The 25,486-nt window shown below is 31.3% G+C and carries 22 protein-coding genes and 1 riboswitch; of the genes, 20 read left to right on the plus strand and 2 right to left on the minus strand.

Going from position 1 to position 25,486, the window contains the following annotated elements:
- Positions 1-31 precede the first annotated feature (31 nt).
- The 5 genes from dltA to Ctaglu_RS01430 all read left to right on the plus strand — a co-directional run bounded on the left by dltA (position 32) and on the right by Ctaglu_RS01430 (position 5,691).
- On the plus strand, positions 32-1,507 hold the full coding sequence (gene dltA, locus Ctaglu_RS01410) for a D-alanine--poly(phosphoribitol) ligase subunit DltA (protein WP_124997298.1): 1,476 nt from the start codon (positions 32-34) through the stop codon (positions 1,505-1,507).
- Positions 1,508-2,653: a D-alanyl-lipoteichoic acid biosynthesis protein DltB gene (gene dltB / locus Ctaglu_RS01415; protein WP_124997300.1), complete on the plus strand. Its 1,146-nt coding sequence runs from the start codon at positions 1,508-1,510 to the stop codon at positions 2,651-2,653.
- Between the two features lie 14 nt (positions 2,654-2,667).
- Positions 2,668-2,907 (plus strand): phosphopantetheine-binding protein, encoded by a 240-nt coding sequence (locus Ctaglu_RS01420; RefSeq protein ID WP_124997302.1) that lies wholly within the window; start codon positions 2,668-2,670, stop codon positions 2,905-2,907.
- Positions 2,907-4,106, plus strand: coding sequence for a D-alanyl-lipoteichoic acid biosynthesis protein DltD (dltD, locus tag Ctaglu_RS01425; RefSeq protein WP_124997304.1), 1,200 nt, complete (start codon positions 2,907-2,909; stop codon positions 4,104-4,106). Before Ctaglu_RS01420 ends, dltD begins: the two co-directional genes overlap by 1 nt.
- A gap of 313 nt (positions 4,107-4,419) precedes the next feature.
- On the plus strand, positions 4,420-5,691 hold the full coding sequence (locus tag Ctaglu_RS01430; protein ID WP_124997306.1) for a M14 family metallopeptidase: 1,272 nt from the start codon (positions 4,420-4,422) through the stop codon (positions 5,689-5,691).
- Positions 5,692-6,308: 617 nt separating this feature from the next.
- Here Ctaglu_RS01430 and abc-f read toward each other — a convergent pair.
- Positions 6,309-8,234: a ribosomal protection-like ABC-F family protein gene (gene abc-f, locus Ctaglu_RS01435; protein WP_124997377.1), complete on the minus strand. Its 1,926-nt coding sequence runs from the start codon at positions 8,232-8,234 to the stop codon at positions 6,309-6,311.
- A 344-nt stretch (positions 8,235-8,578) separates the two neighbouring features.
- Between abc-f and Ctaglu_RS01440 the strand changes: the two genes are divergently transcribed.
- The 13 genes from Ctaglu_RS01440 to Ctaglu_RS01500 all read left to right on the plus strand — a co-directional run bounded on the left by Ctaglu_RS01440 (position 8,579) and on the right by Ctaglu_RS01500 (position 22,262).
- On the plus strand, positions 8,579-9,217 hold the full coding sequence (locus Ctaglu_RS01440; RefSeq protein WP_124997308.1) for a redox-sensing transcriptional repressor Rex: 639 nt from the start codon (positions 8,579-8,581) through the stop codon (positions 9,215-9,217).
- A gap of 199 nt (positions 9,218-9,416) precedes the next feature.
- On the plus strand, positions 9,417-10,196 hold the full coding sequence (locus Ctaglu_RS01445; RefSeq protein ID WP_124997310.1) for a short-chain-enoyl-CoA hydratase: 780 nt from the start codon (positions 9,417-9,419) through the stop codon (positions 10,194-10,196).
- A gap of 73 nt (positions 10,197-10,269) precedes the next feature.
- On the plus strand, positions 10,270-11,409 hold the full coding sequence (locus Ctaglu_RS01450) for an acyl-CoA dehydrogenase (RefSeq protein ID WP_124997312.1): 1,140 nt from the start codon (positions 10,270-10,272) through the stop codon (positions 11,407-11,409).
- Between the two features lie 13 nt (positions 11,410-11,422).
- Positions 11,423-12,205, plus strand: a complete 783-nt coding sequence (locus Ctaglu_RS01455; RefSeq protein ID WP_124997314.1) for an electron transfer flavoprotein subunit beta/FixA family protein — start codon at positions 11,423-11,425, stop codon at positions 12,203-12,205.
- Between the two features lie 13 nt (positions 12,206-12,218).
- Positions 12,219-13,229, plus strand: a complete 1,011-nt coding sequence (locus tag Ctaglu_RS01460) for an electron transfer flavoprotein subunit alpha/FixB family protein (protein ID WP_124997316.1) — start codon at positions 12,219-12,221, stop codon at positions 13,227-13,229.
- 125 nt (positions 13,230-13,354) lie between these two features.
- On the plus strand, positions 13,355-14,203 hold the full coding sequence (locus Ctaglu_RS01465; protein WP_124997318.1) for a 3-hydroxybutyryl-CoA dehydrogenase: 849 nt from the start codon (positions 13,355-13,357) through the stop codon (positions 14,201-14,203).
- A 330-nt stretch (positions 14,204-14,533) separates the two neighbouring features.
- A complete protein-coding gene (locus Ctaglu_RS01470; RefSeq protein WP_124997320.1) occupies positions 14,534-15,700 on the plus strand; it encodes an iron-containing alcohol dehydrogenase in 1,167 nt (388 codons plus the stop codon).
- A 285-nt stretch (positions 15,701-15,985) separates the two neighbouring features.
- Positions 15,986-16,089, plus strand: a riboswitch (glycine riboswitch).
- Positions 16,090-16,228: 139 nt separating this feature from the next.
- The gene (locus tag Ctaglu_RS01475) at positions 16,229-17,098 is read left to right on the plus strand and encodes a sulfide/dihydroorotate dehydrogenase-like FAD/NAD-binding protein (protein ID WP_124997322.1); all 870 of its coding nucleotides are present in this window, start codon (positions 16,229-16,231) and stop codon (positions 17,096-17,098) included.
- Positions 17,098-18,480, plus strand: a complete 1,383-nt coding sequence (gene gltA / locus Ctaglu_RS01480; protein ID WP_124997324.1) for an NADPH-dependent glutamate synthase — start codon at positions 17,098-17,100, stop codon at positions 18,478-18,480. Before Ctaglu_RS01475 ends, gltA begins: the two co-directional genes overlap by 1 nt.
- Positions 18,481-18,824: 344 nt before the next feature.
- Positions 18,825-19,865: a type I glyceraldehyde-3-phosphate dehydrogenase gene (gene gap, locus Ctaglu_RS01485; protein WP_124997326.1), complete on the plus strand. Its 1,041-nt coding sequence runs from the start codon at positions 18,825-18,827 to the stop codon at positions 19,863-19,865.
- Positions 19,866-20,147: 282 nt separating this feature from the next.
- Positions 20,148-20,561: a C-GCAxxG-C-C family (seleno)protein gene (locus Ctaglu_RS01490; RefSeq protein ID WP_124997328.1), complete on the plus strand. Its 414-nt coding sequence runs from the start codon at positions 20,148-20,150 to the stop codon at positions 20,559-20,561.
- 19 nt (positions 20,562-20,580) lie between these two features.
- Positions 20,581-21,462: a DNA-3-methyladenine glycosylase family protein gene (locus tag Ctaglu_RS01495; protein ID WP_124997329.1), complete on the plus strand. Its 882-nt coding sequence runs from the start codon at positions 20,581-20,583 to the stop codon at positions 21,460-21,462.
- A gap of 86 nt (positions 21,463-21,548) precedes the next feature.
- Entirely contained in the window at positions 21,549-22,262 is a 714-nt protein-coding gene (locus Ctaglu_RS01500) for a TVP38/TMEM64 family protein (RefSeq protein ID WP_124997331.1), read from the plus strand.
- A 33-nt stretch (positions 22,263-22,295) separates the two neighbouring features.
- Here Ctaglu_RS01500 and Ctaglu_RS26435 read toward each other — a convergent pair whose 3' ends face one another.
- Entirely contained in the window at positions 22,296-22,952 is a 657-nt protein-coding gene (locus tag Ctaglu_RS26435) for a TIGR01906 family membrane protein (protein WP_124997333.1), read from the minus strand.
- Between the two features lie 320 nt (positions 22,953-23,272).
- Here Ctaglu_RS26435 and Ctaglu_RS01510 point away from each other — a divergent pair, with 320 nt between their 5' ends.
- Complete coding sequence (locus tag Ctaglu_RS01510) at positions 23,273-23,560, plus strand: co-chaperone GroES (protein ID WP_124997334.1); 288 nt, start codon at positions 23,273-23,275, stop codon at positions 23,558-23,560.
- Positions 23,561-23,684: 124 nt separating this feature from the next.
- Complete coding sequence (gene groL, locus Ctaglu_RS01515) at positions 23,685-25,313, plus strand: chaperonin GroEL (RefSeq protein ID WP_124997336.1); 1,629 nt, start codon at positions 23,685-23,687, stop codon at positions 25,311-25,313.
- Positions 25,314-25,486 lie beyond the last annotated feature (173 nt).

The raw sequence follows: 25,486 nt of genomic DNA on the forward strand, positions 1-25,486 counted from the left end.
TAAATTTATATGGAGGAAGGAAGGCGAATTTATGAATTTTATTGATATAATTGAGAGTTATTGTAATACTAATAAAATAGCTCATATCTATAAGAATAGCAACTTAACTTATAGAGAGTTAAAAACAAAATCTGATTCACTTGCTGTAAATATTATAGAGTTATTTGGAAAAGACAAAACTCCAATAATAGTTTTTGGACATAAAGATCACTTAATGCTTATAAGTTTTTTAGCTTGTGTAAAAAGTGGACATGCATATATTCCAGTAGATAGCTCAACTCCAAGTACAAGGCTTAAGGATATTTTATTTACTTCTGGTGCTAAACTAATTATAAACATATCAGATAATTTAATTGATATTCCTGCAGATACAATATTAAATAAGAATGAAATAGAAAAAAATGTATTACAATATAAAAATAAAATTCCAAATATTAGTTATAGAATTAAGGGGGAAGAGGTTTATTACATTATATATACTTCAGGAAGTACTGGTAAACCAAAGGGAGTACAGATAACCCAAAATTGTATTCAAAGTTTCATTGATTGGAGTATGGATTTAATTGATAAAAAAGATAAAATATTTATGAATCAAGCGCCTTTTTCTTTTGATTTATCTGTTATGGATACTTATTTATCATTGGTTTCTGGTTCAATACTATATAGTATTGATAAAGAGATGATAGCTAATTTACTTGAGCTTTTTATAAATTTCAAGTCTTCAGGAATTACAACTTGGGTTTCTACTCCTTCCTTTGCAGAAATGTGTTTGCAAAGTGAGCAATTTAATGAAAAATTATTACCTGAATTGAGGCAGTTGTTATTCTGTGGAGAAACACTTTCCAAGGAATGTGTAAAAAAATTATTGGAAAGATTTCCTAAGATTAAAATAATAAATTTCTATGGTCCAACAGAGGCAACAGTGGCAGTAACTGCAATTGAAATAAAACAAGAAATGCTTTTAAGTAAAGAAAGTCTTCCAGTTGGGTACGTAAAAAAAGACTGTGAAATAATCATAGAAGAAAATACAAATGAAATATTAATAGTAGGTGACAGTGTAAGCATAGGATATTTTGCTGATCCTATTTTAACAAAAAAAACCTTTTTTAAAAGAGAAATTTCAGATGTTGAAAAGAGGGGTTATAGGACAGGAGATACGGGGTATATTGATAATGGGCTACTATATTATGAGGGACGAATAGATAATCAAATTAAACTTAATGGTTATAGAGTGGAAATTGAAGACATCGAAAATAATATAAAAAAACTTCCTTTCATAAAAAATGCCGTTGTAGTACCTATTAAGGAAAAAAATAAAATTAAATATTTGGCAACAGTTGTAGTGCTAAATGATAAGTTTGAAGGAAACATAATTATCTTAGTTAAAAATTCCTTGAAGAATTTATTGCCTTCATATATGATACCTCGCAAAGTAAAGGTAATAGAAGCTTTACCTATAAATAGAAATGGAAAAATCGATAGAAAAAAGATAATGGAGGAATTTTAGATGCTTCCTTATGGAGATTTTTTGTATTTTTATTTAATGATTTTGGTACTGATTCCCGCAATTGTCGTTGGTTTGCTTGGTAAAAGGATAAAGTGGTATGGACTACCGGCGAGCTTATTTATGATTTATTTGATTTTTGGTAATTCAAGACAACAAGTTGAATATTTAATTGTATTTTTTGTAATGGAATTTTTATTAATTATAATTTATAGCTTTATGGTAAGAAAGTTTAAACAAAGATGGTTACTTTGGATTATAATAGTAATTGGTCTATCACCTTTAATATACTCAAAGTTCAGCAATATATTTATACACAAAGAGCTTGGGTTTTTAGGAATTTCTTATTTGACTTTCAAAGTTATTCAGATGCTAATACAAATTTTTGATGGGTATATAACCAAAATAAATATTTTTGATCTTGCTTATTTTATATTATTTTTCCCAACCTTAAGCTCTGGACCCGTGGATCGTTCAATTAGATTTATGGAGGAAAGCAATAAGGCTATTAAACCTAGACAATATGTTGAATATTTAGGTGATGGAATATTTAAAATTTTACAGGGCGTAGGATATAAATTCCTAATAGGATATTATATACAAAAATATTTCATTAATATAATCTCATTAAGACCACATACTTTATTAAATGCAATTAAATATATGTATTCTTATAGCTTTTATTTGTTTTTTGATTTTGCCGGTTACAGTTTAATTGCAATAGGTGTAAGCTATATAATGGGAATAAAAACACCTGAAAACTTTAATCTTCCATTTATAAGTAAGGATATAAAAGATTTTTGGAATAGGTGGCACATGAGCTTATCTTTTTGGTTTAGAGATTTTATTTATAATAGATTCGTAATGAGTGCCATTAAGAAAAAGTGGTTCAAGAGTAGATATACAGCTTCATATATTGGTTTCATGATAAACATGATAACCATGGGACTATGGCATGGAATTCAGTTGAATTATGTCGTTTACGGTGCCTTTCATGGGGTTTTGCTCATAGTTACAGATTATTTTCAGAGAAAAGTACTCTACAAAAAAATCAAAGGAAAGGTTTATTTTAAAATTGCTTCAACTGTTGTAACCTTTAATTTGATATGTTTTAGTTTTTTAATATTTTCAGGATATTTATTTAAATAGAAGGAGGCATTTATATGCAAGAATTAGTTTTTAATATATTAGAAGAAATTACTGGGGAGGATTTACATGAAGAAGGTGATGTGAATTTATTTGACAGCGGAAGATTGGATTCATTAGGAGTTATTGAACTGATTGTAGCAGTAGAGGAAAAAACTAATATCATACTTGACCCTGCTGTTGTTGAAAGAAAAGATATAGAAACACCAAACAAAATTACTGAGTATCTTCAAACCCTCTCTAAAAGTAGAATATAATGAAAAAGGTCATAGCTTTTGTTTGCTCTATTGTTATTAGTATTGGTTTTTTATTTTATTATCAAAACTATTATGAAGGTATTATTTCAAAAAAATATTATGACAAGTTTGGAGAAAATTTAACTGCTAATAAATTTAAAGGTGTAATGCTTCAAAAAATGGGAGCAAGAGAAGGCGATAATCTTTTGATGTTTGGTTCCTCTGAATTTGTAGCTAGCAATGGGTATTCTACTCATCCCTTTAAATTTTTTAATGGCAAAAAAGATGGTTTCCAAATCAATCTTATAGGAACATCAGGTTATAAATGTTTAGTGCATGTTGCTGATTTTGGAGCACTTGGTAAGAATTTAAAAGGACAAAAGGTTGTTTTTGTGCTCTCCCCTCAATGGTTTACAAAGGCAGGTATTGATGAAAATACTTTCGAAGCTAATTCTTCTGAGCTGCAGGTATATGGTTTTTTGTTTAATAATGATATAAGTTTAACTACAAAAGAAGAGTTCGCAAAAAGAATAATATCAATTACTTCAAAAAAACCTAATAAAGATTTTCAGATTATGAGGACATATTGCACTCTTTATGGTAATAAGGACTTAATAAGTACAACTAATAGATATTTAATGACACCATATTATTGGATAAAATATGAGCTGTTAACATTAAAGGATGATATAAATAGCAATAAATATCTTAAGTCTAATCCTGAACTTGTAAAATATCAACAACCACAGCATACAAATATTAATTGGAATGATGAATTAAAAAAAGCTGTGGAAACTGCTAAACCAAAGTCAAATAATAATAAATTTGGCATGGAAAATCATATCTATAATTCCAGAATTAAAGGAACCTTTGAAAAACAAAAGGGATCAATGAAAAAAGATACCTATAAGGTATCTCCAGAATATGAGGATTTTAAATTACTGTTAGATGTTTGCAAGGAACAAGGAATTAAACCATTAATTTTAAATATACCTGTAAACGGCAAATGGTATGATTATGCCGGTTTTAATAAAAGTGATAGGCAAGCTTATTATAAAAAGATAGATAATATGGTTAATTCTTATGACTTTGAAGTTGCTGATTTTTCAATGCATGAAAATGAAAATTATTTTTTAAAAGATGCTTCCCATTTAGGATGGAAAGGTTGGGTGTATGTTAATGAAGCCATTGATAAATATTATAATGAAATTAAAAAATAATATAATTTTTATAATAGCTATTTATACAATTGCCATCTTAGGTTGCGGTTATATTTTTTTATTTCAGCCTGATGCAAAAGTTACTTATATTTATAATCAGTTTTAATTCTAGTGTGTGGTCCTTGATATTTCAAGAATGATATTCATTAATCAACAAGAAAGCACGTAAAAATTCTTACGTGCTTTTTTGTTGGTTTAAATATGGTGATGTGATTGTAAATTTAAGCTTATTTTCGATATATTCATTTAAATCTGTAACACTTTTCATTAAATATCATAAGATAGTACTATAAGAAATTTTAGGAGGGGGAATTTGCAAATCCTAAAGATAGGCTCAAGAGGAACCGAGGTAATGGAAATACAAGCACTACTTAATAAATTAGGTTACAGTGTGGACGGAATAGATGGAATTTATGGACCTAAAACTGCAGCAGCAGTATCGATGTTCCAAAGATATTTTGGGCTATCACCTACCGGAGTAGTAAATGACGACACTTATAAACTCATGAATAGATTTTTAATGGGTTATGATACCTACAGAATTAGACCCGGAGATACACTATATCTTATAGCAAGGAGGTATTACACTACACCTCTAAGTATAATTACTGCTAATCCTCAAATAAATCCTAATAATCTGAAAGTTGGAAGTGAGATTATAGTTCCTTATTCATTGGAGGTTGTTTATACAAATATTGACTACACTTATGATATTATGAAAAAAGATTTAGAAGGACTAAAGGCTAGGTACCCATTTATTGAAGTTGCCAGTGCAGGCAAGAGTGAGCTAGGAAAAGAACTTTATTATGTAAAACTGGGGAACGGACCTAATAAAGTTTTTTATAATGGGTCTCATCATGCTATTGAATGGATAACTACTGTACTTTTAATGAAGTTTATTGAAAATTTTTCTAAAGCCTATGCTACAGGACAAAATTTAGAGGGGTACGATGTCCAGGATATATGGAATAAGAGCAGTATATATGTGATGCCTATGGTGAATCCAGATGGCGTTGATTTAGTGCTTAATGGGCTAGATAGGAGTAATCCATACTACAATGATTTAATTAAGTGGAATAATGGAAGTACGGATTTTTCTAAAACTTGGAGCGCAAATATAAGGGGGGTAGACCTTAATCATAATTATGATGCTCTATGGTTAGAGTCAAAGGAGGCAGAAAAAAGCTATGGGGTGTATGGACCAGGGCCTACAAGATATTCAGGTACGTCGCCAGAATCAGAATCGGAGTCTAAAGCTCTAGCGAATTTTACAAGAAAAAATAATTTTAGATTAGTAATAGCCTATCACAGTCAAGGGGAAGTGATATACTGGGATTTTCAAAATTTGGCGAGGCTTGAAGCTAGAAAAATAGGGGAAACATTTTCAAAATTAAGTGGTTATGAACTCGCGGAAACTTATGGAATTACAAGTTTTGCAGGATATAAGGATTGGTTTATAGATAAATATAGAAAACCTGGATATACCATTGAGGTTGGACTTGGAGAAAATCCTCTTCCAATAAGTCAATTTAATAAAATTTATAAAGACAATATCAAAGTCTTATTAGAAGGAGCATTGGTTTAACTTTTATAAATGCTAAAAGGCATGAAATTTTTTCTTAGATTATGCTATAAGGTCAAGTATATATTGCTAAAATGCTTTCACTTCGCCAAGTAATTCTAAAATTTATTTTATCTGCATCTGCTAAAAAAAGCAAACTCGCTGTCGCTCAAACATGCTTTTTTCTTAACGCAGCTACAAATAAAATGAATTTTGAATTACTAAGGCTTATTCAAATGCATTCTGCGCAATATATACTTTTGTTAGCATAATCTGAGAAAAAATACCAATACATATTATTTTTCATAGTAAAAAACCCTAAGGTTCACTAAATAAACTAAGAGTCTGTAACTTATTATATATTTTTGATGGCTGTTAAAATAGTAATATATTGGGAAGTATGAAATTTATCCGTAGTGAATTGCAATAAGAAGCGAAGAAACATTGAAATTCCATTTAAAAATTCTTCTTTTGCGATATAAAATTTCCGTAAGCCTGTCAGGACGACAGGCTAGCGAACCTGAGCCAGGATGGCGAATGTGAGCGATAGGAAATTTTATATGGCAAAAGATTAGAATTTTAAATGGAATTTCCAGTTTCGAGCTCGTTTGCAAGGCACGCAGGATAAATTTCATACTTTTTTATTCTGAGTCATCTAAAAAGGCTTCCCAAGCTGCATAAAGATCTTGAAGTTCCTTTTTAACATTTGAAAGTTGATTATTTACGTCAGAACTTCGAGTAGGGTTTGAATAAACCTCTTCAAGGCATAAATCGTTATTCAATTTTTCCGATTCTTGTTCCAATGAGGAAATTTTATCTTCCAGGTCTTTTAGGTCCGTTTTCTTTTGTTTTTCTAACTTTGACTCTTCTCTTTTCTTCTTTTTATCAAAATTAATTTGAGTTTTTGACATCCCGGCCTGGGCTTCTTCCACTTGGAACCTAAGAGGGTTTTTCTTTTTTTCTATATAATAATTATAATTACCTAAATACTCTTTGAGGCCATCTTGATTTAATTCAAGTATTTTAGTAATTACCTTGTTTAAGAAATATCTATCATGAGATATTACAATAACTGTGCCGTCATATCCTAGGATTGAGTCTTCTAAGGCTTCACGGGACATAATATCCAAGTGATTTGTTGGTTCATCTAATAGTAAGAAATTGGATTTAGATAGCATGATTTTCAGAAGATTAATCCTACATCTTTCTCCACCACTTAATGCGGATATACTTTTAAATACATCTTCTCCTATGAATAAAAATGCAGCCAGGGCACTGCGCACTTCTGTGGTAGTAAGTTTAGGGAATTCATCCCAAACCTCGTCTATTATAGTTTTTCCATCATTCAAATTTGATTGTTCTTGGTCATAATATCCTACAAAAATATTTTTTCCTAATATTTTTATGCCTGTATCACTGGCCATTTTATCCATAATAATTTTAAAAAGAGTGGTTTTACCGCGACCATTTTCACCAATAAGAGCAATCTTATCTGATCTTTTCATATCTAAATTTAAATTCTGGAACAAAAGATTATCTCCAAATGATTTTGATAAATTTTCTATATGCAGAACGTCATTTCCACTTTTAATTTCTGTTTCGAAATTCATCCTGGTTTCTTTAGGATCCCTATCGGGTAGATCAATCTTTTCCATTTTGTTTAAAGATTTTTGTCTGCTGTCTGCAGCTCTTACACTTTTTTCTCTATTAAAGGATCTATACTTAGTTATAATATCCTCTTGCCTTTTTATTTCTGATTGCTGCAAATTGTAGGCTTTTAACTGAATCTCATAATTTTTCTTCTTTAAGTCAATAAAAGTTGTATAGTTCCCATTATAACAATCTACATGACCGTTAAGCAGTTCAAAGGTTTTATTAGAAATAGCATCTAAAAAGAATCTATCATGGGATATTATAAACATAGTTCCTTTATAGGATTTCAAATAATCTTCTAACCATTCTATTGCATCTAAGTCTAGGTGGTTAGTAGGTTCATCCAATAAAAGTACATCTGGATTTTTAAGTAATAACTTGCATAGTGCAACTCTAGTTTTTTGACCACCGCTTAATATGTTAATTGGCTTATTGTAATCTTCTTCCATAAAGCCAAGTCCTTTAAGAACCCTACTAATTTCTCCTTTATAGGTGTATCCTCCGCGATTATTGTAAAGGTCATAGGTTAATGTATACTCTTTTATTATTCTGTTAGTGTATTCTTCTTTTGAAGCATCATAAGGTTCATTCATTTTTGATTCTAAATCTTTAAGGTTTTTTTCTAAGGCTAATAGATTATCGAATACTAAAAGTGTTTCTTCGTATATAGTATTATTGGAATTTAATCTTAAATCCTGAGATAGATAACCAATTCTTTTGTTTTTATCTATAAATAGCTCACCATTATCAGAATCCAATTGATTTGTAAGTATTTTGAAAAGTGTAGATTTACCAGCTCCATTAGCACCAATAAAACCGACCTTTTCACCTTCATTTATACTAAAAGTTATTTTGTCTAAAATAACATCTATACCATAACTTTTGTGAATATCTTTGCAACTTAGAACTATTATTATGTTCACCTTCCTACTCTGTAGTATTAAAATATTATTACAATAATAAAATGCAATGTTATTTGAAGCAATTAATGTAGTTGAATTGCTAAAAATATGAGACTCTACTAATTATAAATAACAATTAAAGTTCATTCATATATTATTGTACTATTTATATTGAAACTTTTGTAGTGAAAAACAAATATATGTGGATTAATTTTAAAAAACAGTGTAGAAAGGAAGTAAAATGGGGAAAATACAATAAGAACTATTAAATTTGTAATAAAAAGTAGTGTTAACTTATAATAGTGTGGTAAAATAAATAATATGAAATTTATGATGTTGGTGGAGGGATGTAAACTGTGGAAAGAAAAAAGAATATATCAATGGCAGTTATTAAAAGATTGCCTAAATACCATAGATACTTAAGAGAACTTTTAAAAAATGATGTAGATAGAATATCCTCAAAAGAATTAGGGGAGAAAATTGGGTTTACAGCATCTCAAATTAGACAAGATTTGAATTGCTTCGGAGATTTTGGACAACAAGGGTACGGGTATAACGTAAAAGAATTATTAAATGAAATCAGCGGAATACTAGGATTATCAAAAGAATATAAGATGATAATAGTAGGTGCAGGCAATATTGGGCAAGCTATTGCAAATTACACTAATTTTGAAAAGCTAGCATTTAACTTAGCGGGTATTTTTGATATTAATCCAAAGCTTATAGGCCTGAAAATTAGAGATGTTGAAGTAATAGATATAGATGGATTAGTGGCGTTTTTAAAAGAAACACCCATAGACATTGGTGTAATCTGTGTGTCCAAAAACAATGCTCAAACAGTGGCTGATATGATGGTAACAAATGGGGTTAAGGGTATATGGAATTTCGCACCTGTAGATTTAGAGGTACCGGAAGAAATAATAGTAGAGAATGTCCATTTAAGTGAAAGTCTTTTAACCCTCAGTTGTTTAATGAATGACAGGACATATCCATAAAATAGTGGTGGAACACTTATCATAATTAAAAGTTGGAAAACACTGTTTTTAAATAAAAAGGTGTTTTTTTTGTTGAAATAAGTGCCGTAAAGAGATATAATGTGATTGGGGCAAAGTACCTCAACTATTTTTTCAATCTTAATTGTTATATTATTAACGAATTGTTAATAATGGATTAATTCGTAAGGAGTGAATTGTTGTGGAATACAAAAATGTTTTTTTTCAAAAAGAAGACAAAGTTGCAGTTATTACAATTAGTAGACCCAAAGCTCTAAATGCATTAAACACAGAAACATTAAAAGAGCTGGAACTCGCAATTGATGAAATTGCAAATGATGACCAGATTTACGCAGTTATTATAACAGGAGCGGGGAAAGCTTTTGTCGCAGGAGCTGATATCTCAGAAATGAAGGATCTAGATGCAATGGGTGGTAGAAAATTTGGTAATTTAGGAAACAGTGTATTTAGAAAACTAGAGACTTTAGAAAAACCTGTAATAGCGGCAGTAAACGGTTTTGCGCTAGGTGGAGGTTGTGAGCTTTCTATGGCTTGTGATATCAGAATAGCTTCATCAAAAGCAAAATTTGGACAACCAGAGGCAGGCCTTGGAATAACACCTGGATTTGGAGGTACACAAAGACTTGCTAGACTTGTGGGCACAGGTATGGCTAAACAATTATTATTTACTGCAGAAATTATTAATGCAGAAGAAGCCTTAAGGATAGGGCTTGTTAATAAGGTAGTAGAACCTGAAAATTTAATTGAAGAAGCAAAACTATTAGCTAAAAAAATTGTTAGCAATGCACCTATAGCTGTTAAGTTATGTAAAACAGCAATCAATAGAGGTATGCAAATGGATATAGATACAGCTTTAATTTATGAAGCTGAAATTTTTGGCGCGTGCTTTGCCACAGAAGATCAAAAAAGTGGAATGACAGCATTTCTTGAAAAATCAGAAAAATGCTTTAAAAATAAATAAACATAAAATTTAAAAAAATAAGATAAAGATAATAATTATTATTTTTATCAGAGAATAGTGAGGAGGAAGTGTTATGGATTTTTCATTGACAAAACAACAAGAATTTGTAAAACAAATGGTAAGGGAATTCACAATAAATGAAGTTGAACCAATAGCCGCAGAAATAGATAGAACAGAAAGATTTCCTATGGAAACTGTAGAGAAAATGGCTAGATATCATATGCTTGGTATTCCAATTTCAACTGAATTTGGTGGAGCGGGTGGCGATAATTTATCTTACGTTATAGCTGTTGAAGAATTATCAAAAGCATGTGGAACTACAGGCGTTATACTTTCAGCCCATACTTCATTGTGCGCGGGCCCAATAGACATGTTTGGTACATTAGAGCAAAAGAAAAAATATCTAATTCCACTTGCAAAAGGTGAAAAATTAGGTGCTTTCGGATTAACTGAGCCCAATGCAGGAACAGACGCGTCTGAGCAACAAACTACAGCGGTTTTAGAGGGCGATAATTATATATTAAATGGTTCGAAAATATTTATCACGAATGGCGGAGTAGCGGATACATTTATAGTCTTTGCTATGACTGATAAGAGCAAAGGAACAAAAGGAATTACTGCTTTCATAGTTGAAAAAGAGTTTCCTGGATTTTCAATTGGTAAACACGAAGATAAATTAGGAATAAGAGCCTCTTCAACTACTGAACTTGTATTTGAAAATTGCATAGTTCCAAAAGAAAACATGCTTGGAAAAGAAGGAAAAGGATTTGGTATAGCAATGAAAACTCTTGACGGAGGAAGAATTGGTATAGCAGCTCAAGCACTAGGAATTGCAGAAGGAGCACTAGAAGCAGCAGCTAAATACATGAAAGAAAGAAAACAATTTGGAAAACCTCTATCAGCATTCCAAGGACTTCAATGGATGATGGCTGAACTAGATGTTAAAGTTGAAGCTTCAAAACTTTTAGTATATAAGGCAGCATGGAATAAAGATAATGGCCTTCCATACAGTTTAGAAGCTGCTAGAGCAAAATTATACGCATCAGAAACGGCTATGGAAGTTACAACTAAAGCTGTTCAAATCTTCGGAGGATATGGATATACAAAAGAATATCCAGTAGAAAGAATGATGAGAGATGCTAAGATAACTGAGATTTACGAAGGAACTTCACAAGTACAAAAAATGGTTATCGCTGCAAACTTATTAAAGTAGGAGGGGATTAAAAGTGAATATAGTTGTATGTTTAAAACAAGTTCCAGATACAAATGAAGTTAAAATAGATCCAAAGACAGGAACCCTTATAAGAGAAGGAGTTCCATCAATCATAAATCCAGATGATAAAAATGCGCTAGAGGAAGCACTAAGATTAAGAGATAGCGATGGTGCTCATGTAACCGTTATAAGTATGGGACCACCACAAGCGGAAAAAGCATTAAGAGAAGCACTAGCTATGGGAGCGGATGACGCAATTTTAGTATCTGATAGAGCATTTGCAGGAGCAGATACATTAGCTACATCACATGCATTGGCAGCAACTTTGAGAAAATTGGACTACGATGTAGTTTTTGCAGGTAGACAAGCAATTGATGGAGATACAGCGCAAGTTGGTCCAGAAATAGCAGAACACTTAGGTCTTGCTCAAATAACATACGTTGAAAAAGTTGAGATAATTAAAGGCGGATTAAAAGTTAGAAAAGCTTGGGAAGATGGATATGAAAACATAGAAGTTAAAACACCGGTTCTTTTAACAGCTATAAAAGAGTTAAATCAGCCAAGATACATGAATATAAAAAACATTTTTGATATGTATCAAAATAAAGAAGTTAAAGTTTGGAATGCAGATATTATTGGAGCAGATAAAGCTCTTCTTGGACTAAGCGGTTCGCCAACAAAGGTTAAGAAGTCTATGACTAAAGAACCTAAGGGAAACGGAGAACTTGTAAAGTTACCACCTAAAGAAGCAGCTCAGTATGTAGTTTCAAAATTAAAAGAAAACCACTTTATTTAAGGAGGGATTTAGCATGAATATAGAAGATTATAAAGGAATCTGGGTCTTTGCTGAGCAAAGAGATGGAGAACTTCAAAAAGTATCACTTGAGATTTTAGGTAAGGGACGGGAAATAGCAGATAAATTAAAAGTAGAATTAACAGCGGTAGTACTTGGAGATAATACAGATGCTATGACGTCTGAACTCATAGCATTTGGAGCAGATAAAGTTATAGTAGCTGAGCACCCACTACTTGCCCACTTTTCAACTGATGCCTATGCAAAAGTTATTTGTGAACTTGCTATCGAAAGAAAGCCAGAAGTCATATTTATTGGAGCAAGTTATTTAGGAAGAGATTTAGGACCAAGGGTAGCAGCAAGACTTTCAACAGGACTTACAGCTGACTGTACTTCCTTGGATGTAGATACAGAAACTAAAAATTTACTTATGACAAGACCAGCATTCGGAGGAAATCTTATGGCTACAATAGTTTGCTCCGATCATAGACCACAAATGGCTACTATTAGACCAGGAGTTTTTGAAAAATTAGCTAAAGATAAAAATAGAACTTGCAAGATCGAAAAAGTTACTGTAAATCTAACAGAGGCTGATATCAGAACTAAAACTTTAGAAGTTGTAAAGCTTGCTAAAGATATAGCAGATATTGGAGAAGCGAATATCATTGTATCTGGTGGTCGTGGCGTTGGATCTAAAGAAAACTTTGCAATACTGGAAACACTAGCAACTAGCCTAGGCGGAGTTGTTGGAGGATCGAGAGCAGCAGTTGAGAATGGTTGGGTAGATAAATCACTTCAAGTAGGACAAACAGGAAAAACTGTTAGACCAACTGTGTATATAGCTTGTGGTATATCAGGAGCAATTCAGCATTTAGCTGGTATGCAAGATTCTGATTTTATAATAGCTATAAACAAGGATGCATCTGCACCTATCATGAAAGTTGCAGATATTGCAATAGCTGCAGATTATACAAAAGTTCTACCTGAAATGGTAGCTCAGATCAATGCATTAAATGATGAAAAATAATATAATTAAATAGGTTTAATTAAAGTGAACTTGCTCTAATGCTAGAATTTAGTATTAGAGTAAGTTTTAAAAATAGTTACTATTTTTAGTTTTAAATAAAATGAAATTTGAGGAGCGTGTTATTTATGGAAAAGATTTTTGTACTTGGAGCTGGAACTATGGGAGCTGGAATTGTTCAGGCATTTGCAGCTAAAGGATATGAAGTAATAATAAGAGATATAAAAGATGAATTTGTAGATAAAGGACTTGCTGGAATCAAAAAGAATCTAGAAAGATTAGTTAGCAAGGAAAAAATAACAGTAGAAAATATGGAAGAAATACTTTCAAGAATCACAGGAACTACTGATATGAGTTTAGCAGCAGATTGTGATTTAGTAGTTGAAGCTGCTGTAGAAAACATGGAAATCAAGAAACAAATTTTTGCAGAACTCGATAAAATTTGCAAACCAGAAACTATTTTATCATCAAATACATCTTCACTTTCTATAACAGAAGTAGCAGCTGCTACAAATAGACCTGATAAGGTTATAGGAATGCATTTCTTTAATCCAGCACCAATGATGAAGCTTGTAGAAGTAATAAAAGGAATGGCAACATCAGAAGAGACTTTTAACATTGTAAAGGAAGTTGCTATATCTATTGGAAAAGATCCTGTAGAAATTGCAGAAGCACCAGGATTTGTGGTAAACAGAATATTAATACCAATGGTCAATGAAGCAATAGGAATATTTGCAGAAGGTATTGCATCAGCAGAAGATATCGATAAAGCAATGATGCTAGGAGCTAATCACCCAATGGGACCACTAGCACTAGGTGACCTTATAGGACTAGACGTATGTCTTGCTATAATGGATGTTTTATATAAAGAAACTGGGGACTCTAAATACAGAGCTCATAGTCTTTTAAGAAAATATGTTAGAGGCGGATTATTAGGAAGAAAAACTAAAAAAGGATTCTTTAATTATACAAGATAATATAATATTTTAATATGAGAAATGAATCTAGAGGGTATTATAACTTATAGCAAGTTATAATGCTCTTGTTTTTCGTACTTGTTAAAAATGAAAATTATCTATATCTAAAACATGTAAGGTTTAAGTAAAAAAAAGTTAGTATTTAAAACTATTTTACCAAATATATCAAATTTTGTCGCTTGAAGGTTGACTTTAAATTGCTGACGTTATATAATTAACAATGTAGTTAAACAAATAACAAAGTTGGCATAAGTGTTGACAAACATATAAGTATAAAAATATATAAGTATAAAAACATATGATTCTATATATAAATAGGGGGGAAATATAATGAATAGATTTACACTACCAAGAGACATTTATTTTGGAGAAAATTCATTAGAAGTTTTAAAAACTATAAAGGGTAAAAAAGCAGTAATAGTTACTGGTGGAAGCTCTATGAAAAAATTTGGATTTTTAGATAAGGTTGAAGATTACTTAAAAGAAGCAGGAATTGAAGTTAAGCATATTACTGGAGTAGAACCAGATCCATCAGTAGAAACAGTTATGAATGGTGCAAAAGTAATGAGAGAGTTTGAGCCAGACTTAATAGTATCAATTGGTGGGGGCTCACCAATTGATGCAGCAAAAGCAATGTGGATTTTCTATGAATATCCAGAATTTACTTTTGAACAAGCGGTTATACCCTTTGGTCTTCCAGAACTAAGACAAAAAGCTAAATTTATAGCTATACCATCAACTAGTGGAACAGCAACTGAGGTTACAGCATTTTCAGTAATTACCGACTATAAAGCAAAAATAAAGTATCCACTAGCGGATTTCAATTTAACACCAGATATAGCAATAGTTGATCCTGCACTGGCTCAAACAATGCCACCTAAATTAGTAGCGCATACGGGCATGGATGCATTAACTCATGCAATTGAAGCTTATGTAGCAGGACTTCATTCAAGCTTTTCAGACCCAATGGCAATGCAAGCTATAACTATGATTAAAGAAAATTTATTAAAGTCCTTTGAAGGAAATGAAGAGGCGAGAAATGAAATGCACATTGCGCAATGCTTAGCTGGAATGGCATTCTCAAATGCACTACTAGGAATTGCTCATAGTATGGCACACAAAACAGGTGCTGTATTACATATCCCTCATGGCTGTGCAAATGCAATATTTCTTCCATATGTTATAGATTTCAACAAAAAAGCTTGTGGAGATAGATATGCGGCTATTGCAAGAAACTTAAATTTAAGTGGAAATACGCAAGATGAATTAATAGATTCATTAACTAATATGATAAGAGATTTAAATAAAGTTATGAATATACCATGTTCTTTAGCTGAATATGGTATAACTAAAAAAGAATTTGAAGCAAATGTAGATTTTATGGCTGAAAATGCTATAAAAGATGCATGCACAGGATCTAACCCAAGATCAATAAATGTGGATGAAATGAAAAAAATATTTACGTGCACATTTACAGGAGAAAAAGTTAATTTTTAGACTTAAATGATTAGAATAAAGTAATATAAAATAAATTTGCAATTTTAAAAGATGATTTTAAGTTGCAAATTTATGCTATTTTTATGCTACTTATAGAAAAAACAAATAGGAGATAAGCTAGTTTATGTTGACTATATACGTAGAAAGACTTAAACTATAAATGTAATTTAATATGGGTGGATGATAATTGTTGGAGATATCCCATATATTTTGGGGTAACCGAAGAAGAAACGAGTAAATTTTGCTAAAAATCACTCGGAAGCTTTCAGGTAGAGTACAATAATTGGACATGTCCCTGGAGAGATCCATTTAGTATGGGCATCGAAGAAGAAACTCAAATAGTTTACTATTTTGAGGAAACTTTCAGATAAAAGGACAGGTAGTGAATAGCATTAGTATTTCTATGCTCTTTACTGCCTGTCTATTTACTTTAGGTATCTAAATAAAGATGCCTTGCAATCGTTTTACTAATAAATATGTTGCAAAAAAATTAAATATAAAATCATAGATGAATATGGAGGAATAAAAATGTATAAAATAATTGAGAAAAGAGCATTAGCACCACAAATATTTTTAATGGATATTGAGGCGCCAAGAGTAGCTAAATCAGCAAAACCAGGTCAATTTGTAATTATCAAAATGGACGAAAAAGGTGAAAGAATACCACTTACAATCTCTGACTATGACACTAAAAGAGGTACAGTTACTATTGTAGTTCAAACAATAGGCTGTTCAACAAAAGAAATGGAAAACTATGAAGTTGGTGACTCGTTTTTAGATTTTGTAGGACCACTTGGACAAGCATCAGAATTAATGAGTGAAAGCATTGAAGAACTAAAGAATAAGAAAATTATTTTTATAGCAGGTGGACTTGGAACAGCTCCAGTTTATCCTCAAGTTAAATGGCTAAATGAGCAAGGTGTAAAAGCAGATGTAATAATAGGCGCAAAGGCTGAAGAATATGTGATTATGGAAGAAGAAATGAAGAGTGTAGCAGGCAACGTTTATCCATGTACTGATGATGGTTCTTATGGATATAAGGGACTTGTTACAAATAAATTAAAAGATTTAGTTCAAAATGAAGGCAAAAAATACGATTTAGTTATTGCCATTGGACCAATGATAATGATGAAATTTGTTTGTAAATTAACTGAAGAACTTGGAATAACAACTATTGTAAGTATGAACCCTATTATGGTAGATGGTACAGGAATGTGTGGAGCTTGTAGACTTACTGTAGACGGAGAGACTAAGTTTGCCTGTGTTGACGGACCAGAATTTGATGGTCACAAGGTTAATTTTGAAGAAGCAATGAGAAGACAAACAATGTATAAAACGCAAGAAGTTTCTAAAAATGAAGGCATTAAACCAGGCTGTGGATTAGGAGGTACTAAATAATGAGTAAAATGAATAGAGTGAAAATAGCAGAACAAGAACCGAAAATAAGAGCAACTAATTTCGAAGAAGTATGTCTAGGTTATACAGAAGATGAGGCAGTTGAAGAAGCTGCAAGATGCTTAAACTGTAAAAATCCAAAGTGCGTTACTAAATGTCCTGTAGCCATAGATATTCCTGGGTTTATTCAACATGTTAAGAATAGAGAATTTGAAGAGGCGGTTAAAGTAATAGCAAAATATAGTGCATTACCAGCTGTTTGTGGAAGAGTCTGTCCACAAGAAACTCAATGCGAAAGCAAATGTATACTTGGAATAAAGGGAGAAGCTGTAGCTATAGGTAAACTTGAAAGATTTGTAGGTGACTATTCAAGAGTACATAATGTTGATATTTCACAAACAAAGTCTAAAAATGGTAAGAAAGTTGCTGTAATAGGAAGTGGTCCTGCTGGACTTACATGTGCAGGGGATTTAGCTAAAGATGGATATGATGTAACTATTTTTGAAGCACTTCATGAAGCTGGTGGAGTTTTGGTGTATGGAATTCCAGAATTTAGATTACCAAAAGGAACAGTTGTTAAACATGAAGTAGAAAATGTTATAAAATTAGGAGTTAAAATAGAAACAAATGTTATTGTGGGAAGAACTGTAACAATAAATCAGTTAATGGAAGAAGAAGATTTTGTTGCTGTGTTTATTGGTTCAGGTGCAGGACTCCCAATGTTCATGGGAATACCGGGAGAAAATTTAAATGGAGTATTCTCTGCTAATGAATATTTAACTAGAAACAATTTGATGAAAGCATATAAAGAGGGTTACCGTACCCCTATTAGAACAGGCAGCAAGGTTGCTGTTGTAGGTGGAGGTAATGTTGCAATGGATGCTGTACGTACAGCAGTAAGACTAGGTGCAGAAGGTCATATAGTATACAGAAGATCAGAATCAGAACTTCCAGCAAGAGCTGAAGAAGTGCATCATGCAAAAGAAGAAGGAGTTATAATGGATTTACTTGTGAATCCAATTGAAATCCTAGGAGATGATGCGGGAAATGTTATAGGAATGAACTGTATAAAAATGGAACTTGGCGAGCCAGATGCTTCAGGTAGAAGAAGACCTATAGCTATTAAAGGTTCAGAATTTGTAATTGATGTAGATACAGTTATAATGTCACTAGGAACATCACCAAATCCATTAATTGCATCAACAACAGAAGGTTTAGAGATTAATAAATGGAAGTGTATAGTTGCAGAAGATGAAACTGGTTTAACTTCTAAAAAGAATGTATATGCTGGTGGAGACGCTGTTTCAGGAGCTGCTACAGTTATTTTGGCAATGGAAGCAGGCAAAAAAGCTGCTAAAGCTATAAATGAAATGCTAGCAAACTAATAAAAAAATAAATATTAAAAAAAGCTCCATAAACTTTAGTTTATGGAGTTTTTTTTAATATTTATTTTTTTTAGATAATCAAAGCAAACATAAGCAATAAGTAGCTAATAGAATATATAATTACATATTTAGAAAAATATTCACAAATTTACTATTGACAAAAGTGTAGTACATTGATATAAATAGTATAGCACATAAAATTATATATATTACATTTGATTGTAAACGGTTTAATATATTATATAAAACTATATTAAATACTGAAAATATGTGCGTATTTTAAATTTTATAAAGAAATAATGTATCACAATACATAAAATAAGATGTATATTGGAGGAGTAAATATGTGTGTAAAAATTGCTATAAATGGGTTTGGAAGAATAGGAAGGGTTGTATTAAGAATTGCACAAGATAATTTACATGAGGGAGCAGAAATAGTAGCTATAAATGCAAGAGCAGATGTAGAAACTCTTGCACATCTTTTTACCTATGATTCTTGTTATGGAACATTTAAAGGCAAAGTAGAAACGCAAGGTAACTCATTAATAATAAATGGTAAAGAAATTAAAGTGTTTAACGAAAAAGAAGCTAAGAATTTGCCTTGGAAGCAACTAGGCGTAGATGTTGTTATAGAATCAACAGGGATATATACAAAGAGAGAGCAGGCTATGCAACACATTGAAGCAGGAGCTAAAAAGGTAGTAATTACCGCACCGGCAAAAAATGAGGATATAACAATAGTTATGGGAGTTAATGACGAAAAATATAATCCTCAAAAACACCATATTATTTCCAATGCTTCTTGTACTACCAATTGCCTTGCACCTTTTACTAAAGTATTGGATGAACAATTTGGTATAGTTAATGGGTGTATGACAACAATACACTCATATACTAATGATCAAAAAATACTAGACAAAACTCATAAAGATCTAAGGCGTGCTAGAGCAGCAGGGGAATCGATAATTCCTACAACTACTGGTGCTGCGAAAGCGCTTGCAAAGGTAATTCCTAGTCTTGAAGGCAAAATCAATGGTTCATCTTTAAGGGTACCTACCGCAGCCGTGTCTATAACAGAGCTTATATGTGAAATGTCGAGGGAAGTAACTGTGCAGCAAGTAAATAGTGCATTCCAATATGCATCGCAACATGAGCTTAAAGGTATATTAGGTTATTCAGAAAAACCATTAGTATCTATAGATTATAAGGGTGATGATAGATCATCTATAGTTGATGGACTTTCAACCATGGTCATAGGCAAAAACATTTTAAAGGTTCTAGCATGGTATGATAATGAATGGGGATATTCATCTAGAACAGTAGATTTAGTAAATCTTGTAGCAAGTAAAATAAGTAATACAAAAAATATGAAAATGGTAATATAGGTGCTAAGGATTAGTATCTAAAATGAAGGAATGATTTTTGTAGGAGAAACGGGGACGGTTAACAATTATTAACTAGTTTATTAGTTAATAATTGTTAACCGTCCTTCTTTAGTTTTAAACAGTGAATTATGGAGTTGCTTAAGTGGAAAATGGGCAAAACATAAGGGTCGGTTAACAACTATTTGACATTAAAGGACTAAAAGGATTAAAAAACACAAAAAATTCATAACTAAGTGATAATAATTTGATATAATAAGGTTAAACAATTGGGGGGCGATATTTATGTTAATTGATAAAATAAACAAATATTATACTAAAGAATATGATTTAAGTTGTTCTGAGGTGATGATTTATGCTGCTAGTGATGAATATAATATGAATTTGAAAAGTGAAACATTTAAAGCTATGTCATCCTTTGGTGGTGGAATGGGTGTTGAAAGCGTTTGTGGGGCTATAACAGGTTCGCTTTCAGTTATAGGTATATTATTCACTAAAGAAAAAGCACATGAAGGAGAGCGAGTTAAGAAGCTATGTCAGGAGTTCTTCCAAAAGTTTGAAGCAAAGTTAGGGACAGATAATTGTGGGTCACTTAAAGCAAAATATAAAAAGCAAGATAGTGGTTGCAGGGTTATGATTGAAACAGCTACTGAGATATTAGATGAAATTGTTGCGCGAGAATTAAAAATAAATAACTGAACTAAGGAAAGGGAAAATTATGGATTACAAAAATATTGAATCATTTAATGAAGGTATCATTATAAAAGATGTAGAGAATTTCGAATTAGACCATATATTCGAGTGCGGCCAATGTTTTAGATGGAACAAACAAGCAAGTGGTAACTACATAGGGGTGGCATATGGCAAGGTAATAGAAGTAGAAAAGAAAAATACGCAGGTAAAAATATATAATATAAATGAAGAAGAATTTAATCTACTTTGGTGTGATTATTTTGACCTTAAAAGAGATTATACAGTTATCAAAGATGAATTTCAGAAAGATCCTCTTCTTAAAAAATCCGTTGATTTTGGCTATGGCATCAGACTATTGCAACAGGAGCCTTTTGAACTTACCATGTCATTTATAATTTCTTCAAATAATAGAATCCCCATGATAAAAAGAGCAATAGACAATTTGAGCAGAAAATGGGGGAAAAAAGTAGAATATAAAGGCGAAACCTACTACACCTTTCCAACCGCTGCAGATTTAGAAGGAGCGTCATTAGAAGACATTCAGAGTTGTGGTCTAGGATTTAGGTCTAAGTACGTAAAAGACACAGTGCATAGGGTATATACTGGTGAAGTGAATTTGGAATCTATTAAATCTCAGGAAGATAATGTTTGTCATGAAGAATTAAAAAAACTTAGTGGTATTGGCCCAAAGGTTTCTGATTGTATCATGTTATTTTCTATGCAAAAATATTCTGCTTTTCCAGTGGATGTATGGGTAAAGAGAGCTATGCAATTTTTTTACTTAGCACCAGATGTGTCTCTACCAAAAATAAGGATTTTTGCTAGAGATAAATTTGAAAACACGGCAGGGTTCGCACAACAGTATTTATTTTATTATGCAAGGGAAAATAACATTAAAATCGAATAAAATAGCAAAAATTAAGCAAAATACTAATAGTAGATAAGTATAGGGAATAATGTTGAATTTTATAAGAATGATGAGGATAAAAAACAATGAAAACAATATGGAATTCTATCACAATAAAGCTATCAAAATATAAACAATATATAGTACTATCATCAGTTTTGCTGCTATTCATATATATTGGATATGAATATTATTTCAAGTATTCATATATGTTTAAGAACCCCAATATATTAAAAGAAGTTATTCGTTCTTATGGGAATTTCAGCATTTTAGTTTTTATTCTGATGCAGGTTATACAAGTTGTCGTTTTCTTTATTCCAGGTGAATTTATACAAGTGGCTGGAGGATACATTTTTGGTACTTTCTTAGGTGGAATAATATCTTTAATGGGTATTACCTTAGGAAGTATAGTAGTATATTTTATATCTAATAACTATGGTAAGCTTCTTGTAGAAAAATTGATACTAAATAAGAAGGTAAAATTTTTTAGAAAAATATTAAAAGCAGGAAGTAAAAAATTTGTTGTATTTATATTTTATTTAATCCCAGGAATACCAAAAGATGCCCTAGCATATATATGTGGAGTATCAGATATTTCTTTTAAAGATTTCTTTATATATTCAACCTTAGGTAGAATTCCAGGCATTTTTATATCCTCTTACTTTGGACAAAAAATATATGCATGGGATGTTACAAGTTTAATAACTATAGGCATAACCATGATTATTTTATCCCTAATAGGAATATTTAAAGGGAATGCAATAATCAAGGCTATCATTAAAAAGAAAAAAACTTATTGAAAAATTAAGGAGATTGCATTTGATAATATAATCTTATAAAGAATGCTGTTTTTTGTATTGTGATTTATATATACATCTTAAGGCTATGCTTATTATAATAATGGAGAAAATTATTAATAGTGAGCAATGAAAGAAAAAATTCTGTGGAAGGATTGTTATTATTGGGTCAGTTGTAATGTCAAATAGCCAGTAATCATTGTTGAAGAAGATTTGATGAAAAACAGTGAAACTTTTATCGAAATTAATTATAAAAGGTATAAGTAACATTATTGGTATTATTATTAAAACTATGGAGCTGCGGAGCAAGTATCTTATTTTTTTATGCCTCTTGTTTACTAGTACACCTAAAATGCTTATTAATATGGAGAAAAGCAGCATTATCTTAAGTTTATCAAATATTACTTTAACTTCTTTAAAGTGAATTTTGCCATGATCAGATGAAGGAAGTGTTGGAAGATTGAATTCTTCACTTGTATTTTGGGTTAAATATGTAATTAGATAGTCATAATTAGCTTTTAGTTCCCCTTTATTTAAATTGGTGGAATCTTCAATATTTAAAACATTAATATCCATATAATATAAGGGCTTAAAAAGCAAAGTGAAATAAACGCTTAAGGTTATAAAAGAAAAAGTAAAACACAAAATAAAAAATGTTTTTAAGCAAAATTCAAAAAAAGTTTTTATATTCATAAAATCACCTCTGGTTATTAATTTTAACAATATATTAAAGCATATTCAATGATTATAATTATAAATAAGGCATATTAAATGGTGTCAAAATGCAATAGGAATACAAATTATAGAAAAATAAAGTAAATGAGAGATAAACTATAGAATTCCATGATAAACAAACATAGTTTGAATATTTCGTTATAAATGGTATAATATATAGAATAGACGAATTTGATATTATATCCATTATTAATTAGTATATTAGTTACAGGTTACATTAGCACTCAGATGTGCGGAGTGCTAACAAAAACAAAAAAATATATAAGGAGGGGTTTAAAATGAACATTAGACCACTTAGTGATAGAGTATTAATTAAAAGATTAGAAGCAGAAGAAACTACTAAAAGTGGAATACTTCTTGCAGGGGCTTCAAAGGAAAAACCACAAGAAGCTGAGGTAGTGGCTGTAGGACCAGGAAAAGTTGAGGATGGAAAACTAATTAAAATGGAAGTTACAGTAGGGGATACAATATTATTCTCTAAATATTCAGGAAGCGAAATAAAATATGATGGTATTGAATATATCATATTAAAACAAGAAGAATTACTAGCTATAATTGAAAAATAATTTAATTAAACGCAATAATGATTAAGTGATAATTCAACAATTAAACAATTAAACAATAATATTAAATTATTGTTTAATTGTTGATAGATTATTATTTAATTATTAGCGTATAGGAGGGTTTAAAATGGCTAAAAATATATTATTTGGAGAAGACGCAAGAAGAGCTATGCAAAGAGGTGTAGATAAGCTTGCGGATACAGTTAAAATTACACTAGGACCCAAAGGAAGAAATGTTATTTTAGATAAAAAATTTGGTTCACCATTAATAACAAATGATGGTGTTACTATAGCTAGAGAAATAGAACTAGAAGATCCTTATGAAAATATGGGAGCACAACTTGTTAAAGAAGTTGCTACAAAGACAAATGATGTAGCAGGAGATGGAACAACTACAGCTACACTTCTTGCTCAAGCTATAATAAGAGAAGGTTTGAAAAATGTTACAGCTGGTGCCAATCCTATGCTAATAAGAACTGGTATAAAAATGGCTGTGGACAAAGCAGTTGAAGAAATCAAAAAATCTTCTAAACCAGTTAACGGTAAAGAAGATATAGCTAGAGTTGCTGCAATATCAGCTAGTGATGAAGAAATTGGAACTCTAATAGCTAATGCTATGGAAAAAGTAGGTAATGAAGGCGTTATAACTGTAGAAGAATCAAAATCTATGGGAACTGAGCTAGATGTAGTTGAAGGAATGCAGTTTGATAGAGGATATTTAAGTCCATATATGGTTACAGATCCTGAAAAAATGGAAGCAAACCTTGAAGAAGCTTATATTTTAATAACAGACAAGAAAATTACTAACATACAAGATATACTTCCAATACTTGAGCAAATTGTTCAACAAGGAAGAAAGCTACTTATAATAGCTGAAGATATCGAAGGTGAAGCATTAGCTACACTAGTTGTTAATAAATTAAGAGGAACATTTACTTGCGTAGCTGTTAAAGCTCCAGGTTTTGGTGATAGAAGAAAAGAAATGCTTCAAGATATAGCAATCTTAACTGGTGGAGAAGTTATATGTGAAGAACTCGGAAGAGAACTAAAAGATGTTACTGTTGATATGCTTGGAAGAGCTGAAAGTGTTAAGATATCTAAAGAAAACACTACAATAGTAAACGGAAAAGGTGAAAAAGATTCAATACATGATAGAGTTTCTCAAATTAAGAGACAAATTGAAGAAACTACATCAGATTTTGATAGAGAAAAATTGCAAGAAAGACTTGCTAAACTTGCAGGTGGAGTAGCTGTAATAAAAGTTGGAGCTGCTACTGAAACAGAACTTAAAGAAAAGAAACTCCGTATAGAAGATGCTCTTGCAGCTACAAAAGCAGCAGTTGAAGAGGGAATCGTACCTGGTGGTGGAACAGTTTATATTAATGCTATTTTAGAGATTGCCAAATTAACATCAGATATAGCAGATGTTCAAGTGGGTATCAACATAATTAAAAGAGCATTAGAAGAACCATTAAGACAAATAGTTACAAATGCTGGCGCAGAAGCTTCAGTTATAATAGAAAAAGTAAGAGAAAGCGCTGGAGAAGTTGGATATGATGCATTACGTGGAGAAATGGTAAACATGATAAAAGCGGGAATTGTAGATCCAACAAAAGTTGTAAGATCAGCACTACAAAACGCGGCATCTGTTGCAGCAACATTCTTAACAACAGAGGTTGCAGTAGCAGACATTCCAGAAAAAAATCCAGCTCCAATGGGTGGCGGACCAGGAATGGGAATGGAAGGAATGTACTAAAAGTAATTTAAATAATAATAATTTCAAATGAAAATATATTGAAATAAAAGAATTAACTAGGACTTAACCTAGTTAATTCTTTTATTCCTTTAAATATTAAAACTATGTTTCTAATAGTTTTAAGAATTAGTAAGAAATAGTCATTGACAAATTCTTAAACATTTACTATTATT

It is taken from the genome of Clostridium tagluense, assembly GCF_003865095.1.
Classification (GTDB): Bacteria; Bacillota; Clostridia; order Clostridiales; family Clostridiaceae; genus Clostridium_AD; species Clostridium_AD tagluense.